Genomic DNA, 16,530 nt, shown 5'->3' on the forward strand with positions numbered 1-16,530 from the left:
AATGAGAATTTTATCATCTTATTTTTGTGATGACAGTAACGGTTTTACTTTATCCTGATATAGTAGGTTAAATACGTAAATTGAATGATTAAGAACAGAGAATAAAAAGTGATAGTTGTTCTTAAAAATATAAAAAATAATCTTAAAGATGAGAATTTAATTACATTTTCACTTTGGCTAGTGGATTTCTAGACTAAAAAATTAAAAATTTATTCTATTAGGCTTTAATGGTGTATACAGATATATCGTACATAAAATGTACGCGCTTTCTTGTACCTTTCTTATACGTCATCCTGTCGAACTTGACTCCCCTAATTAGAAGCTCACAAGCAGAATTTAATAATTTTTGCTCTGATTGTCAGAGCGAAATGGTGTTTGTTTATTGCTATTTAGCCTGATTTGGAACTGAAAGTCGTTGTTATTGGAAAGGTTCGTTGTTGGAATTTTTCTTTTTGGAAGCAGTGGTATTTCTGAAGAACAGCGGTTAATTCCAAGTCTTGAGCACAAGACTGATATGCCAAGTTTAAGTGCAAAATCAGGCTCGCTCAAATAAGCGCTTGCTCGTAATAAATTCAACATTAACAGCAGTTGGGACAGACGAAGGAGACCGTAATATGTCCAAAGAAGGCAGTGTTGCCCCGAAAGAAAGAATCAATATCAAATACATTCCTGCGACGGGCGACGCTCAGGCGGAAGTGGAATTGCCGTTGAAGACATTGGTGGTTGGAGACTTTAAAGGGCACGGTGAAGAAACCCCTTTAGAGGAACGTAAACCCGTCAGCATCGACAAAAACAATTTCGAATCCGTCATGAAGGAAAGCAAACTAACGCTTTCTACCTCGGTTTCAAGCAAGTTAGTGGATGAGGACGACGCTAACTTGCCAGTCGAATTGTCATTTGAGTCTCTTGCAGACTTCTCACCAGACTCCATCGTTAAGCAAGTTCCTGAACTAAATAAACTGATCGAATTGCGTGAAGCGCTGCTGGCTCTTAAAGGTCCGCTAGGTAATGTGCCTGCATTCCGTTCTCGTTTACAAGAGCTGCTTGCTTCTGATGACTCACGAGAGAAGCTGTTGGCGGAACTCGATCTTGTGGCAACTGATGAGAAAGAAACGTCTGATCAGGGAAATGAATAACCAGCGTGAAAAACAGGAACGAAAGGATAATTCCGATGACAACAAATGAAGTCGCTGTAGAAAGAACGATTGAACAGCAGCAAGGCAATTTACTTGATGAAATCATGGCGCAAACGCGCATCGCACCGAACGAAGAAGCATACGATATTGCTAAAAAAGGTGTGGCAGCGTTTATCGAGAACCTCGTTGGATCCAACCGCACAGAAGAGCCAGTAAACAAAGCGCTGGTCGACCAAATGCTGGTTGAACTCGATAAAAAAATAGGCGCTCAAGTTGATGAAATTCTTCATGATGACGGTTTCCAAAACCTAGAATCATCATGGCGTGGTCTGAAGTTAATGGTAGACCGCACCGATTTTAATGAAAACAACAAAATCGACCTATTGCACGTGACGAAAGCAGAGCTTTTGGACGATTTTGAATTCGCACCAGAAACAACTCAATCTGGCTTGTACAAGCACGTTTACTCTTCTGGTTATGGTCAGTTTGGTGGTGAGCCGACAGGCGTCATCATTGGTAACTATTCCTTCACGCCATCAACGCCAGACATGAAGTTACTTCAATACATGGGCTCGTTGGGTGCGATGGCACACGCACCATTTATTTCAAGTGTTGGTCCTGAGTTCTTTGGCATCGATTCGTTTGAAGAATTGCCTAACCTGAAAGATCTTAAGTCTACTTTCGAAGGGCCTAAGTACACCAAATGGCGTTCGTTGCGTGAGTCGGAAGATGCGCGTTACCTAGGTTTGACTGCGCCGCGTTTCCTTCTTCGTGTCCCTTACGATCCAACGGAAAACCCGGTTAAGTCCTTCTCTTACGAAGAAAATGTGAGCAACTCACATGAAAGCTACCTATGGGGTAACACAGCGTTTGCTTTTGCCACTCGTCTAACCGACAGCTTTGCGAAATACCGTTGGTGTCCGAACATCATTGGTCCACAAAGTGGTGGTGCTGTTGAAGACTTGCCTGTTCACGTTTACGAGTCAATGGGTGCACTGCAATCTAAGATCCCAACCGAAGTTCTGGTCACCGACCGTAAAGAATTCGAATTGGCTGAAGAAGGCTTTATCGCACTAACGATGCGTAAAGGTAGCGATAACGCAGCATTCTTCTCTGCAAACTCTATTCAAAAACCAAAGATCTTCCCGAACACCAAAGAAGGCAAAGAAGCGGAAACCAACTACAAGTTGGGTACTCAGCTGCCTTATATGATGATCATCAACCGCCTTGCGCACTACATTAAAGTGCTTCAGCGCGAGCAAATTGGTGCTTGGAAAGAGCGTCAAGATCTTGAGCGTGAACTCAATGGCTGGATCAAACAATACGTTGCCGACCAAGAGAACCCGCCAGCAGACGTGCGCAGCCGTCGTCCACTTCGTGCAGCCGCTATCGAAGTGCATGACGTTGAAGGCGAGCCAGGCTGGTACCAGGTATCGCTGTCGGTTCGTCCTCACTTCAAGTACATGGGTGCGAACTTTGAGTTGTCTCTAGTAGGACGCTTGGATCAAGCCTAATGGGATACATCGCCCCAGAAGAAAGTGTTTATGGTGTCAGCCTCTTTGAGCGTTTAGAGGCTGACGCTAAACCCATGTCACTTTCGAAAGGACCCGATTCCGCTGAGGTGCTTCGTTCCATTAAACGGAATGTGTCTAACATTCTGAATACCAGAATCGGAGAGTCATTGAGCTCTCCGAATTTGGGCTTAGTGGATTTTAACGATGCCACCATGGCGATGTTGGACCTTTCCATTCGAGTGAAGCTGTCTATAAAGCGATGCTTAGAGGAATTTGAGCCAAGGCTAAAAGAAGTCGACGTTCTTGTGATTCAGGACGAGGCGGAACCGCTTAATTTGCGATTTAGCGTAGCAGCAACCATAGACACCTCCGCCGTTCATGAAAGAGTAAAAATTAGTTTACTCCTTGATAATAATAGAAAATACCGAGTAGTAGGGTAGTTAGCTAGTGGCACAAGACAAATATTTCAGAGATGAGCTGGCGTTTTTAAAAGACCAAGGGAAACAATTTACCGAGATTCATCCTCAACTTTCTCGCTTTTTGAATGGTCGGAACACCGATCCAGATGTCGAGCGCCTACTCGAAGGCTTCGCGTTTCTAACCGGTAAGCTGAGAGAGAAAGTCGAAGATGAATTTCCAGAGTTAACTCACTCCATCATCAACATGCTTTGGCCGAATTACCTTCGTCCAATCCCCAGCATGAGCATCCTAAAGTTCAGCCCTAAACGTAACTTCAGTACACGTCAGATCATCAAAAAATCCACAACAGTGGATTCTATTCCCGTGTTAGATACAGCGTGCCAATTTCGCACATGTCGAGATGTTGAGATTTACCCGTTAGTGTGCGATCGCGTTTCTGCTGTGCACACTAAAGACGCCAGTAAAGTCTCGCTTGAGATGGCGATGATCAATAAGGACGATTCGGTTAAGTCGATCGAGCTGGATTCGCTGCGTTTCTATTTGGGTGGCGACACCTACAGCGCACAGAATCTGTATCTTTGGCTTGGGCACTATATCGATTCCATTGAAGTGGAGTATGAAGGCGGCAGCGTTAAGGTGCCAAAAGATGTGTTTGATGTCGTTGGGTTTGATAACGACGGCTTACTGCCATACCCAAAGAATGTTTATCAGGGTTATCGCATATTTCAAGAATACTTGGCGTTTCCAGAGTCCTTTCATTTCTTCGAACTCAAGCATATCGGGCGTTACATTCCGGATCATGTAGCAGGTAAATTTACGATTCGCTTTAACTTCACCCAAACCTTGCCTGGCAGTACGCAAGTGACCAGTGAAAGCTTTACGTTGTACGCCACGCCTATTGTTAACTTGTTTAAGCACGATGCCGACCCGATTGATTTAACGGGCAAGCGCCCTGAATACCGTTTGTCGCCATCGAGCCGTTACCCAAGGCACTATGAAATTTTCAGTGTTGACCATGTAGAAGGTTGGCAAGAAACCTCCGACGGTCGAATCCGTGGTCAGCGCCGAGTTTACACCCCGTTTGAAAGCTTTCAGCATGAAATTGAATTGGCACGTAAGCGTCTCGCTCTTTACTACCGTGTTCGAGTAAAAGACAGCATTCGCAAGGATGGATTCGATCATTTTATCTCGTTCGTAAGGGGCGATGAAACGACAGGTTACTTGCAGGATGAAGCGGTTACGTTAGAGCTCACGTGCACCAATCGCCAGTTACCGGCGGAGTTGGGCGTAGGTGATATATGCGTAAGCACCGACACCTCTCCTCCGTTTGCCGATTTCGAAAATATTACGATCCCCACGCAAACCTTGCGCCCTGTATTGGATGGCAGTTTGCTGTGGACATTGATCTCAAATTTATCTCTCAACTACTTGTCGCTTCTTGATAAGAAAGCGCTGTGCTCGGTCCTTCGCGCTTACGATTTTCGCTCTTTAGTGGATCAGCAAGCCGCGCGTATTTCTCGCCAACGCATGGAAGGCATTGTCTCTATCGAATCCGAGCCGCTCGACAAACTCATTAAAGGCATGCCTGTTCGAGGTCTACTCTCAAAAATCACCATGGATCCAAACGCATTCGGATCCGAAGGGGATTTGTATTTGTTTGGCACAGTTTTGAGTCAGTTTTTCGCTTTGTACGCCAGCATCAACTCATTCCATGAATTAGTGGTGGTGAATGCAGAAAGTCGTGAAGAGTACAGCTGGGGTAATCAGCATGGAATGCAGCCACTGATATGAGATCGACAATGCTTGAGTCAATTCGGGATGAAATGACAGACATAAATGAAGTAACAGACATCGATCTAACCGACATTGATGTAAAAAGTTTCAACTTCTACCAATTGGTGGAATTGCTGCTGCAACTGAGCGAGCACGATCCAGAAGATGAAGACTGGGAAAGGCAATGTCAGTTCGTGTTTAAGTCGAATCCGAGCTTAGGTTTTTCTACGTCAGATGTGTCTGGCTTGGACCAAAAACACGACGACCGATTGGAGTTGGAAACCACCTTTCTAGGGTTAACCGGCTCGCAATCTCCTTTGCCAGGCTACTTGCTGGAGCAAGTGTTAACAGAGGGCGAATTTGGTTTAAGAGGACCGTTTCTCGACTTCTTTAACAATCGAATGATCACGCTGGTGTACCGCATTTGGCGGAAGTACCGCTACTACATTCGATTTCAAGAAGGCGCGAGCGACGACTTTTCGGCTCAGTTATTTGCCTTGGTCGGGTTGGCGGACCCGGACATGCGCGGCGAAACGCCGATCAACTGGTGCAAGATGCTCTCTTACGCCGGAATGCTGGCTGGGCGCAGCCGTTCACCGCAAGTGGTGTCGGGGATCATTGCGCATTGCTTCGATATTGAAGATGTGGACATTCGCCAGTGGGTACAAAGGAAAGTGGACATTCGCTTGAACCAACAAATGCAGTTGGGCATGGCGAACATGAATTTGGGCGACAACACCGTTATCGGTGAACGAGTGACAGAGTGTAACGGCAAATTCACCTTGGTATTGAAAGGGTTGAGCCAAGAACGGTTCAGAGACTTTCTGCCAACAGGCAAAGAGTATCAGCCACTTTGCAAAGTGGTGGAATTCGTGCTGCGAGAGCAAATGGCGTACGACCTAGAACTGCAGCTCGAAGAAGGCGCGGTGTCTGCCATGGTATTGGACAGCAAGGTCGACATGCCTTTGGGATGGTCGACGTTCTTGGGTGAAGGTGACACCAAACAGAGTGTCACGATTCAAGTCCGACAATAGAAAGTCAGTCTGATAATCGATAGCCAGGTTAGTTAATAGAGGCATGGAAGTGGAACAGAATAAACGTCTTAATTTGATGGTATCAAACACCAAAGAATTGGAACCAGGGCTCACCCCTTCCTGTGAATTTACGGAAGAGGGCGGGGTGATTGGTTCGAGCCCGAGCGCGTTTTGGGTTTTGCAAGACCAACGCCGAGACGTGCAAGGCAGCCATTGCGAAATCTTGGTGTACGACAGTCATTTTTGTGTCAAAGACCTCAGCGGAAAAACCTACGTTAATGGCGCAACGATGCCGATTGGCGTGGGGAAAATGGCGCAAATCACCACCAAAGACTCCCTTAAAATTGGCGTCTATGAGTTGATGGTGGTTAGCGGAGTTGGCCACTCTAGTATGTCGTCACACAACCAGTCTCTTGAGCAACTGTTTATAGAAGATGCCGCCTTGGTGAAAGGCGATCCTGACTCCGTCGAAAGCCTATCCGTACCTGAAGAAATTACGTACATCGACCCACTCGATGTATTAGATGGTGGAGACACCACCGCGAAAAGCGAAAGGCTATACGCCGAAGAAGAAGAAAAACTGTCAGACGACCAAATTGAAGCGAATAGGCTACTGGCGGATGAAGAGCCAGAAAGCCGTGAAAAACCGACCCTTCAAGCGGACAGTGAATATGAAATTTCTTCTGCAATAAAGCTGAAAAAGCGCAGTCGATTTAATCCATTTTCATTCTTTTCCAAATCAGATTCTTCGGAATCAGAGCAAGAATCTGCAAACTCAAAGCCAGATGCAGAAAAGTTAGAACCAAACATTTCAAACTCCTCACCCGCAATGGGAGCGGAGTCAGCAGCAGTGTCTGCCAAATCGAATCCGGTTGAGACATCTCAGCCTTCAACTCACACCTATGATCAGCTCTTGGCAGAAGAGACTGGTGCACAAAACGCGTTCAGAACAGAGGGCTACAAGATGGACGATAAAACCCTAGATTTATTAGAAGAAGAAATCGCCCAAAATGAACAATTCAAAGCGGATATGCCGCTTGGCGATGAAAACAACCACCTATTGTCTGGCCCGTTATTTCGTGGGCTAGGTGTATCGGTGACCCCTTCGCACCACTCTGGTGATGTGCAAATGACATCCGAAGAAATGGGGGCAGCACTGCAAGCCGCAGTGAAAGGTTTACTGGATTTGCATCAACACGTGGATAACAGCCGCTACGGGGTGATCAATAAAAACCTGCAACCGATAGAAGACAACCCGCTTCGTTTAGGTATGTCTTATGAAGACACGGTGAAAACCTTATTCAATACCAATCCTGGTGCGGTTCACCTCTCAGCACCTTCTGCGATATCTGAAAGTTTGAAAAACCAGAAAGATCACAACGATGTCGTGCAAATGGCCACCACGTTAGCGCTCGGGCAAATCGTACGTGCGTTTTCACCAGAAGTATTGATGAAGCGATTTGAAAATTACCGCCGCTCTTACCAAACCCCAGAACAGAACACTGATGCGTGGGCGTGGGAAATGTACCAAAGCTACTACAAAGAACTGACTTCCGATCGTCAGCAAGGCTTTGAGAAGTTGTTCTGGGAAGTATTCGATCAAGCGTATGACCGCTTACTTCGTGAGAAACAGATGGAGTCGTGATCGTGAGACAAATGCTGTCCATATTTTTGGGCGTTTTGCTGCTAGTAGGGTGTAGCTCTAGTGAAGATGTTAGAGAGCTACCATCTGTCGTGTCGTTCAGCATGGTGGCAGATGAAGGGGTGAACCCCAATGTGTTTGGCGAATCGTCCCCCGTTGAAGTTCAGGTCTTTGAGCTGGTGGATGACTCCATGTTCATGTCTGCGGATTTTGATCAAATCAATGAAGATCACAAAAAGGTATTAAAAAGCAATTACATACAGGTATACGACTACGTATTGACGCCAGGCCAATTTAAGTACGTCGACGACGTAGTGGTGGATGAAGACACCCGCTACATCGGCGTGTTAGCGAAGTTTGCCGAGCCAGAACTGAGCGAATGGAAAAAAGCAGTGAAGATCATCAATTTAGGTCGGAAGTACCACTTGCTGATGCTGTTTAAAGATTACGACATTAAGTTAGATAAGGTTGAGTGAGTATGTATTCACGGAATAGAGTCGTTTGGAGCGAAGGATTATTCATTAAGCCACAGCATTTCCAGCAACAACAACGTTACATGGAATACGCGTTAGATGAGCGAGTGTCATCTGCCAGCCAATACCTATTTGGGGTGTCAGAGCTGTCGCTGAATCCGGAATACCTAAGCTTTGGTCGAATTGCTATAGAGCGAGCGGTTGGCGTGATGCCCGATGGCACCGTTTTTCGAATTCCTCAAGAAGATCTCATGCCTGAAGCGCTGGAAATCACCGACGATTCTCTTGCTAACCAGATTGTGTATCTCGCGTTACCACTTCGCAGTGATTCATTAGCTGAAATCAGCTTTCCTGATTCTCAAGGAACGGGGCGATATACCGCTCGTAAGCAAGAAGTACGCGATGTGCATACACCTCAAGGGGACAGCACCGTATTGGATGTGTCACCTGTACAGCCGCGCTTAATGTTAGAAAAACAAGATCGAAGCGCATTTGCTTCCGTTGCTATTGCGAGAATTCTAGAAAAGAGACCCGATGGCAGTGTCATGCTGGATCCGGACTTTGTGCCTTGTCATTTCAATGTTGTCGGTGTTCCGCATTTGCACCGATTCATCAGCGAAATGTCGGGATTAATGCGCGAACGTGCAAAAAACATCGCCCAGCGAATTGGTTCGCCAAGCCAAGGTGGTGTTGCTGATGTCTCCGATTTTATGTTGCTGCAATCACTTAACCGCTTGCAACCGCAACTTCAGCATTTGTCATCGCTAAGAAGCTTACACCCAGAGCGTTTATACGAATCGCTCAGTGCCATCTGTGGTGAGCTGGCCACCTTCACAGACGAAAGCCGCATGCCTCCGCAATTTACGGTGTACCAACACGAAATGCCGACCGAATCATTTCAGTCTTTGATGCTCAAATTACGCCAGTCTCTCAGCATTGTGCTGGAACCAAGAGCGGTGTCGATTCAGCTACAAAAACGCCGTTACGGGCTTATGGTTGCGCCTATCCAAGATCAAAGCTTGTTGGAATCTGCCGATTTCATTTTGGCCGTTCGAGCGCGTATGCCTTTGGAAGATTTGCGTCGTCTGTTTGTGCAGCAAACCAAAGTCGCTTCGGTTGAAAAAATCCGCGAGCTTATTTCGTTGCAGCTTCCGGGCGTTCCCGTCAACCCATTACCCGTTGCACCAAGGCAATTGCCATACCACGCAGGTTACACCTACTACCAATTGGACAAAACCAGTGAAGCGTGGCGCATGCTGCAAAACGCCAGTGGGTTTGCTTTCCATGTTGCTGGTGAGTTTGACGAATTGGACCTGCAGTTCTGGGCCATTAGGAGTTAATCATGATCGTCACTGAAGAATTCAATAAAGACCGTTACGACGAACTTCTGTTTGATGAAGTAAAGAGCATCGATGCGGATCAGGATTACTGGTTCAAGCTGCGTGGTGACAACCAAAACAAAATGGTCGATGCGGCTACCCCTTTGCTGGGTTTGTCGCTTCGTATTCGCTCTTTGGCGCAATGTGAAAACATTGAAACCATCTATAAACAGGCACAAGAAGAAATCAAAGCCATCGAGATGGAGTTGGTTCAAGCCGATATCGAACACGCCATGATCATGGCCTATCGCTATGTGCTCTGCGCCGTATTGGATGAAGCGGTCATGAGCACGCCATGGGGCGCCGACAGCTCGTGGGCGGAGCATTCTCTGTTAACTCGTTTTCACAACGAAACATGGGGTGGGGAAAAGGTCTTTACCATTCTAAATCGCTTACTGAGCGATCCACCAAGATATCGCGATTTGCTGGAATTTATTTACCTCTGCCTGATGCTCGGGTTTGAAGGCAAATACAAAGTGGTGGAAGGCGGGAAAGAAGAACGCGAACGCGTCGCCATCAAGCTTTATGAAACACTTTCAAGGCTGGATGACAAAGAGCCAGAAGAGCTAACCAGCGCGACAGATCACGTGGTAGCGACCAAATATCGACTAAGCCGCCAAATGCCGATATGGCTGATTTTCGCGGGTTTTGCTGGGCTTTGGGCTGTGGTGTTTTTTGTCTATCGCTATCTGTTGCACAGCAAGTCACTCGACGTACTGAGCCAGCTAAACCAAATTTTATAAAACAAATGCTATAGCTCATACGTTACAGATGAAACGTTATAGCCCAAAAAGACCAATAGATTTTATTTTTAATTTTCAATGTCAAAGGTTGCGCCGTGATTCGAATCGAACTCCCAACATTAATCAGTAAACTGAACGAACAGAGCAAGTTAGCCCTCGAGCAAGCGGCTTCACTGTGTTTAGAACATGAACACTCAGAAGTGACGTTTGAGCATTACCTGCATGTGTTGCTGGATAACCCACTGAGCGACGTACGTGAAATCCTGCGCAGCAGCGATACCGATCATCATGAAATTCAAGACATGGTGCATGGCGCTTTTCCGCGTGAAACGGGTCACGATACGTACCCCGTTTTTTCGCCGCTCCTGATTGAGTTGTTGCAAGATGCGTGGCTGTTGGCGTCGACCGAAATGAACCTTGATCACCTTCGTTCTGGTGTTATCTTTTTAACCGCCATCATGCGCCCCGATCGTTACTTACCTGTCACCTTATCTAAGCGATTTGATCGTTTAAACCGTGAAACCATTCGTCGCGAATTCTTCACCATTCTTAAAGATTCCTCCGAGACGCCCGTTGAGGCTTCTGGGAAAAAAGGCAAAGCCCCTGTATCAAATGACGGAAACCGCGCACTAGACAAATACTGCGCCAACGTCACGGCACAAGCGCGAAACCAAGAATTGGATCCAGTGTTATGCCGTGATGAAGAAATCAATTTGATGATCGACATTCTTTGTCGTCGCCGCAAAAATAACCCAATAGTGGTGGGCGATGCGGGTGTCGGCAAAAGTGCTGTAGTCGAGGGTTTGGCGCTGCGTATTATTGATGGGAAGGTACCGGATAAGCTGAAAAACATTGAACTGATGAGCTTAGATCTCGGTCTACTCCAAGCAGGCGCAGCCGTGAAAGGCGAATTTGAAAAACGCCTTAAATCCATCATTGATGAAGTGAAATCTTCACCGACGCCCATTATTTTGTTCATCGATGAAGCGCATACCCTTATCGGTGCGGGCAATCAGGAAGGGGGCGGCGACGCTGCTAACCTGTTGAAACCAGCACTAGCAAGGGGCGAACTGTGTGCCGTAGCCGCTACAACGTGGAAAGAATACAAAAAATACTTCGAGAAAGATCCTGCGCTTAGCCGTCGTTTCCAATTGGTGAAGCTAGACGAGCCTTCGGCAGATCAAACCGTCGATATCCTTCGTGGATTGTGCGAAGTGTATGAGAAAAATCATCAGGTACTCATTTCAGACAGCGCATTGAAAGCGGCTTCTCATTTGTCGGCAAGGTATGTGTCTGGTCGTCAACTACCAGATAAAGCGATTGATGTTTTAGACACCGCCTGTGCCCGTATTTCCATTAACCTCAGCACGCCACCCGCCCGAATGTCTGAACTGGAAACACTTCAACATCAATACGAGTTGGAGCGCAAAATGCTGGAACGCCAACTTCAGATCGGGCAATCGATTGATGAAGAGCGCCTTGCCACACTCATTGCTAAAGACGAAGAATGCCAAGCCGAATTCCACGAAACCGAGCGTGCGTGGGTAAAACAGCGCGATTTGATCAATCACATGATCGAACTTCGTACCAAGCTGCTTTCTGATGAATTAGAACCAGAAGAGCTTGAGGAAACAAAGCAAGCACTTGAAGTGATGTACGAAGAACTCGAGCAGACACCGTTTAATGATCGCCTCATTCACCCAGAAGTCGACGAGCAGCAAGTTGCCGAAGTGATTGCCGACTGGACAGGTGTGCCGATCGATCAAATGAACACCGATGAGCTGACGAAGCTGACTCATTTGCCGGACATTCTTGAAAAAGCCATCAAAGGTCAGGATGTGGCGATTCAGCGAATTCACAAACACCTACTAACGGCCCGTGCCGACTTAAGAAGACCCGGCAGACCGAAAGGCGCGTTCCTACTTGTAGGGCCAAGTGGTGTTGGTAAAACAGAAACCGTGGTGCAACTTGCTGAAGAGTTATACGGCGGCAAGCGATTCCTTACCACGATCAACATGTCTGAGTACCAAGAGAAACACACTGTATCGCGTTTGATTGGTTCGCCTCCGGGCTACGTAGGCTTTGGTGAAGGCGGCGTGTTAACGGAATCCATTCGTAAAATGCCGTACTCCGTTGTATTGCTTGATGAAGTCGAAAAGGCACACCCAGAAGTACTGAACTTGTTCTATCAAGCGTTCGACAAAGGCGAGTTAGCGGATGGAGAAGGGCGTCTGATTGACTGCCAAAACATCGTGTTCTTCTTAACGTCTAACCTTGGTTTCCAAACCATTGTCGATTACGCCGACCGCACCGATGAAATGGACGATGCGTTGTACCCAGAACTCGCCGCGTTCTTTAAGCCAGCGCTACTGGCGCGTATGGAAGTGGTGCCTTACTTACCATTAGGCGAAGAGGTGATGGAGAAAATCGTGCGCGGCAAATTGGCTCGCCTTGAGTCTGTGCTTACCGAGCGTTATAAGGCGACTGTGGATATTGCCTCTAGTGTTATCGACGAGATCTTGTCTCGTACCACTCGCTCCGAAAATGGTGCGCGAATGCTAGAAGCCATTATTGAAGGGCAAATGTTGCCACCGATTTCATTGGCATTACTGGAAAAGTTAGCCAATCAAGAACCGGTATCGCACATCAGCATTTGTGCTCAAGATGGCGAATTCATCGGTAAGGTGGAATAGCATGGCGGATTGGCTTAACGTTTCCGACAAACTGGTCAACGCAAGAGAAGCCTCTGGCCTGGTACAGGTTTTGCTCGATACGTTAGAGCAAGACTTGCAAGTCGACAAAAGCTTTTTTGTTGCTGTGACACCGGACGGTCGCCAGTTGCTGACCCTAAACCGTGTGCCTGATCTTTGTTGGAATGTCACTGATTTTGAATGCCCATTTGCGCATGTGCTGCAAAATGGCGGGCAAAAAATCATTAATCACGAGCACCTTGTGTATTGGCAGGGTGACAGCAATTTCACCTCACTGATCGAAGGCTGCCGACCGGATCAAAAAATCGTCGTGACCCCTTTACCTAGCCGTCACGGCGCGGTTGTGGCTTTGTCTGTGAACTTGGTTCACGTCGATAGTTGGAAAAACGCCCTCGGGCAATCTCACTACGACCGCTTCTTGGCGTTGTTTACTCGTCATTGGGAAAGGTTAAGTGAGTTGAACGAAGCGTCTGTCTCGAAGAGTAATCTTAAAGAGTCACTGTCCTACGTTGAAAAAACACAAACCATTTTAAAGCAGTCGGATGCGATCAAGCACAAGCTTGTGGGTGACAGCACGGCGATGAAAAAGCTGCGCGAGCAAATCGCCACCGCCTCTCAATCCGACATGACGGTATTGATTCAAGGTGAAACGGGAGCAGGTAAAGAAGTCGTCGCGTCTGCGATTCACGACCTTTCTTCTCGTCGTAAAAAGTCACTGGTGGCGATTAACTGTGCTGCCATCCCTGAAAACTTGTTAGAAAGTGAGCTGTTTGGCTACACCAAAGGGGCGTTTTCTGGTGCTACCACCAACAAACCGGGCTTGATTGCACAAGCTGATGGCGGAACGCTGTTTCTGGATGAGATCGGCGATATGCCTCCCATTCTCCAAGCGAAGCTACTGCGGGTGCTAGAAACCCGAACTTACCGCCCTTTGGGGGCTGAAAAAGAGCAAAGTTCCGATTTTCGTTTGGTGGCGGCAACGCATGTCGAGCTGCGTCAGAAAATTGAAGAAAAAAGCTTCAGACAAGACTTGTACTACCGTTTGTACCAATTCCCTTTGTCTGTCCCCAGCCTCAAAGAGCGCATGGGCGATGTTGAGATTCTGGCGAAACACTTTATCGACCAATTCAACCAAACCCACGGTACTCGCGTTCGCGGTATTCATTTCAAAGCGCTGGATATGCTCATGCAATACCCGTTTCCTGGGAACGTGCGAGAGCTTCGCCATTTGATCGAATTCGGCTGCGCGCACCTTCACAACGGTCATGAACTTATGGCCGATGAATTGGGGCGTTACATTCAAGATTCTCCAGGAATGGCGGCCAATGAAGACAATGTCCATGACGTGCCGGATGAAGAACAAACTCTGCTTTCCATCTCGGATTTACGTTCTGCCGTGAAAAGCTACGAATCCAAAATTATTGCGCTGCGTTTGCGTCAGTACAAAGGAGACCGATCTCGCGCGGCAGAGAGTTTAGGCATACCCAAGCGAACATTGGCCGACAAATGTTCCAAACTGGAGATCAATATCTGATGGTTAAACGCACACTCACGATCGCCAGCTTTTTGCTTAGTTGCCTCGGTAGCCTAGCGTTTTCAGGATACGCGTTAGCACAGGAAGTGACAGAAACGTCGTTGCTGGAGCGAGCACAAACTTGCCGTGCCATTTCAGCTAAAGTTGATCGCTTGGCGTGTTTTGATGGGCTGTTCGGTACGCCAATTACCCAAGCGCCTACCACAAAGGCTTTGGTGCGCCCAGAACCTTGGCAGCGAGCTGTGAAAAGTGAAGCGCGCCGCTCAGATATGCGAAACGGCGACGAGCCTTATGGATGGATTCGTAACGAAACCACCGACGGTAATGGTGATAAAGCATTGTGGTTTACGTTGAACGCCATGCCTCGAGTCGACAGTGAACAAGCTCCTGTGGTTCTCATGGCGAGCTGCATTAAGAAAATCTCTCGGTTAGAGATCATTTTTCCAGATCAGCAGGAAGGGGCTCGCGCCGATGTTTCGCTAGGATCGGAGCGTCAACGCTGGACGTTCGATGAACAAGGCATGGTGCTTCGTTCGGGGCGTGGATTGGCGGCGATCAGCATTTTGAAACCTCTGGCTCGCCAAAAACAAATCCACGTTCGTTCGAATTCAGAACGCATTGATGGCTTAGTGTTTGAGACACCGAATTCAAAAGACACCCTTTCGGAGTTAAGGGAGCTTTGCCGATGGTAGCCATGGACGATCAACACACCAACATCATGGATGATAACTTGGCGAATGATAAGGCGATCCGAGCCAAACTGAGTGCCCCAATTTCTGAAGAAAGCGCGGTCGGGGAAAGAGTCTTAGACGATCCAGTTTTCGATTTTGTTGAAAGCCAAATGATGAAAGTCGGTTCTTTGTCGCACGCTGACGTTCGCTGGGAAGAAGTGGAGACAGGCATTCTTTCCTTGATGGAAAATAAGACCAAGGATCTCAAGTTACTGGCGCATTTGCTCCAATGCTTTCACCACAGTAACTCTGTTTCTCGTTTTAACCTCTCCATTCAAGTGACAGCGGACTTTATGGCGGCGTATTGGGAAACCTGTTTCCCGGCACCGGGTGCTCGTGGATTGTTGCCAAGAAGAAAGTTCTTTAGCCAGATTTTGCAACGATTTGATGCGGCACTAGACAAGTTGGTGAAAGGGACGATTCCTGTTTCAGAGGCGCAAAACGAATCTATAGCGAAAGCAAAAATTGCTTGGAGTGCTACTGCGGAATCTCTGTCACTCGATGACGAGAATTTTATTGCGTTCATTCGCAAGCTAGAACGTTGGCTGGAATCGAATAAGCTGCAAGATCTGCCGTCTTCACCGAGCCAGCCTGCGACGCAAGAAACAGCTTCCGCTTCGCCTTCTTCTGGTGGTACGTCGACATCGCCTCGCGCTGTTTCTATCGATACGGGGAATGACAAAGCAACGAAAGCATCGCTGCAAAAAGTGGCGGATTTTCTCACCGAGTTTGAATACGGCCATGCACTGAGTATTCGAGTGCGTCGCTTTGCGGTTTGGTCGACCATTAGTACGCCGCCGGACGCCAATCACAAAGGTGAAACTCAGCTTCGTCCTATGGTGGGCGAGCGTGTGAGTGATTACCTCGAGCAACTACAACGTAACCCAGACTTGGCGTTATGGCGCAAAGTAGAACAAAGCCTCACCATCGCACCGTATTGGTTTGATGGTCAGCATCTCAGTGCGCAAATTGCGCTAAAGCTTGGGCAACCCACTTGGGCTGCTGCCATTTTGGAAGAATCGCAACATTTTCTCGAACGCATCCCAGAACTCGCCACTATGAGTTTTAAAGGCGGTGTTCCGTTCATAAATGAAGAAACAAAAAACTGGCTGCGTTCTAACGAGCGCGTTCAATCGGCGTCGTCTGTTAACAGTTGGGATGATAAACGTGAAGAAGCGTTTGTGATGGCCAAAGAAGCGGGGCTTTCCGTTGCTATGGCAATGCTTAATGAAGGGCTTGCGTCAGCAAAAGAACCAAGAGACATATTTTACTGGCGGCTGCTAACCGCCGATTTATTAGCAAACAACGGGCTAGAAGCGATGGCGCATCAGCACTATCAATCCCTTTACCAAACGGTCATCAAATCCAAAGTGGAAGACTGGGAACCATCGCTCATCAATCAATTACAACAATTCGTCGTAACGGAATAACACAAGGTAA

General features: G+C 47.3%; 13 protein-coding genes. All 13 read left to right on the plus strand.

Going from position 1 to position 16,530, the window contains the following annotated elements:
- Positions 1–614 precede the first annotated feature (614 nt).
- A complete protein-coding gene (gene tssB, locus LDO37_RS20400; RefSeq protein ID WP_126607149.1) occupies positions 615–1,136 on the plus strand; it encodes a type VI secretion system contractile sheath small subunit in 522 nt (173 codons plus the stop codon).
- Positions 1,137–1,171: 35 nt separating this feature from the next.
- A complete protein-coding gene (gene tssC / locus LDO37_RS20405) occupies positions 1,172–2,650 on the plus strand; it encodes a type VI secretion system contractile sheath large subunit (RefSeq protein ID WP_101110156.1) in 1,479 nt (492 codons plus the stop codon).
- On the plus strand, positions 2,650–3,090 hold the full coding sequence (gene tssE / locus LDO37_RS20410; RefSeq protein ID WP_126607150.1) for a type VI secretion system baseplate subunit TssE: 441 nt from the start codon (positions 2,650–2,652) through the stop codon (positions 3,088–3,090). The genes tssC and tssE overlap by 1 nt, the downstream gene beginning before the upstream one ends.
- 7 nt (positions 3,091–3,097) lie before the next feature.
- Positions 3,098–4,861: a type VI secretion system baseplate subunit TssF gene (tssF, locus tag LDO37_RS20415; protein ID WP_126607151.1), complete on the plus strand. Its 1,764-nt coding sequence runs from the start codon at positions 3,098–3,100 to the stop codon at positions 4,859–4,861.
- Between the two features lie 32 nt (positions 4,862–4,893).
- On the plus strand, positions 4,894–5,877 hold the full coding sequence (tssG, locus tag LDO37_RS20420) for a type VI secretion system baseplate subunit TssG (protein ID WP_167404832.1): 984 nt from the start codon (positions 4,894–4,896) through the stop codon (positions 5,875–5,877).
- Positions 5,878–5,926: 49 nt separating this feature from the next.
- Positions 5,927–7,522, plus strand: a complete 1,596-nt coding sequence (tagH, locus tag LDO37_RS20425; RefSeq protein WP_185829755.1) for a type VI secretion system-associated FHA domain protein TagH — start codon at positions 5,927–5,929, stop codon at positions 7,520–7,522.
- Between the two features lie 11 nt (positions 7,523–7,533).
- Positions 7,534–7,995, plus strand: coding sequence for a type VI secretion system lipoprotein TssJ (tssJ, locus tag LDO37_RS20430; protein WP_370693370.1), 462 nt, complete (start codon positions 7,534–7,536; stop codon positions 7,993–7,995).
- Positions 7,996–7,997: 2 nt separating this feature from the next.
- Complete coding sequence (gene tssK / locus LDO37_RS20435) at positions 7,998–9,332, plus strand: type VI secretion system baseplate subunit TssK (protein WP_101110151.1); 1,335 nt, start codon at positions 7,998–8,000, stop codon at positions 9,330–9,332.
- A gap of 2 nt (positions 9,333–9,334) precedes the next feature.
- The gene (gene icmH / locus LDO37_RS20440) at positions 9,335–10,114 is read left to right on the plus strand and encodes a type IVB secretion system protein IcmH/DotU (protein ID WP_101110150.1); all 780 of its coding nucleotides are present in this window, start codon (positions 9,335–9,337) and stop codon (positions 10,112–10,114) included.
- A 95-nt stretch (positions 10,115–10,209) separates the two neighbouring features.
- On the plus strand, positions 10,210–12,807 hold the full coding sequence (tssH, locus tag LDO37_RS20445; RefSeq protein WP_126607154.1) for a type VI secretion system ATPase TssH: 2,598 nt from the start codon (positions 10,210–10,212) through the stop codon (positions 12,805–12,807).
- Between the two features lies 1 nt (position 12,808).
- Positions 12,809–14,359 carry a sigma-54 interaction domain-containing protein gene (locus tag LDO37_RS20450; protein WP_185829756.1) on the plus strand — a complete coding sequence of 517 codons (1,551 nt, stop codon included), beginning with the start codon at positions 12,809–12,811 and terminating at the stop codon, positions 14,357–14,359.
- Positions 14,359–15,051: a type VI secretion system-associated protein VasI gene (vasI, locus tag LDO37_RS20455; protein ID WP_185829757.1), complete on the plus strand. Its 693-nt coding sequence runs from the start codon at positions 14,359–14,361 to the stop codon at positions 15,049–15,051. Before LDO37_RS20450 ends, vasI begins: the two co-directional genes overlap by 1 nt.
- Positions 15,045–16,520: a type VI secretion system protein TssA gene (tssA, locus tag LDO37_RS20460; protein ID WP_126607157.1), complete on the plus strand. Its 1,476-nt coding sequence runs from the start codon at positions 15,045–15,047 to the stop codon at positions 16,518–16,520. The genes vasI and tssA overlap by 7 nt, the downstream gene beginning before the upstream one ends.
- Positions 16,521–16,530: the final 10 nt, after the last annotated feature.

It is taken from the genome of Vibrio penaeicida (assembly GCF_019977755.1).
Lineage (GTDB): Bacteria > Pseudomonadota > Gammaproteobacteria > Enterobacterales > Vibrionaceae > Vibrio > Vibrio penaeicida.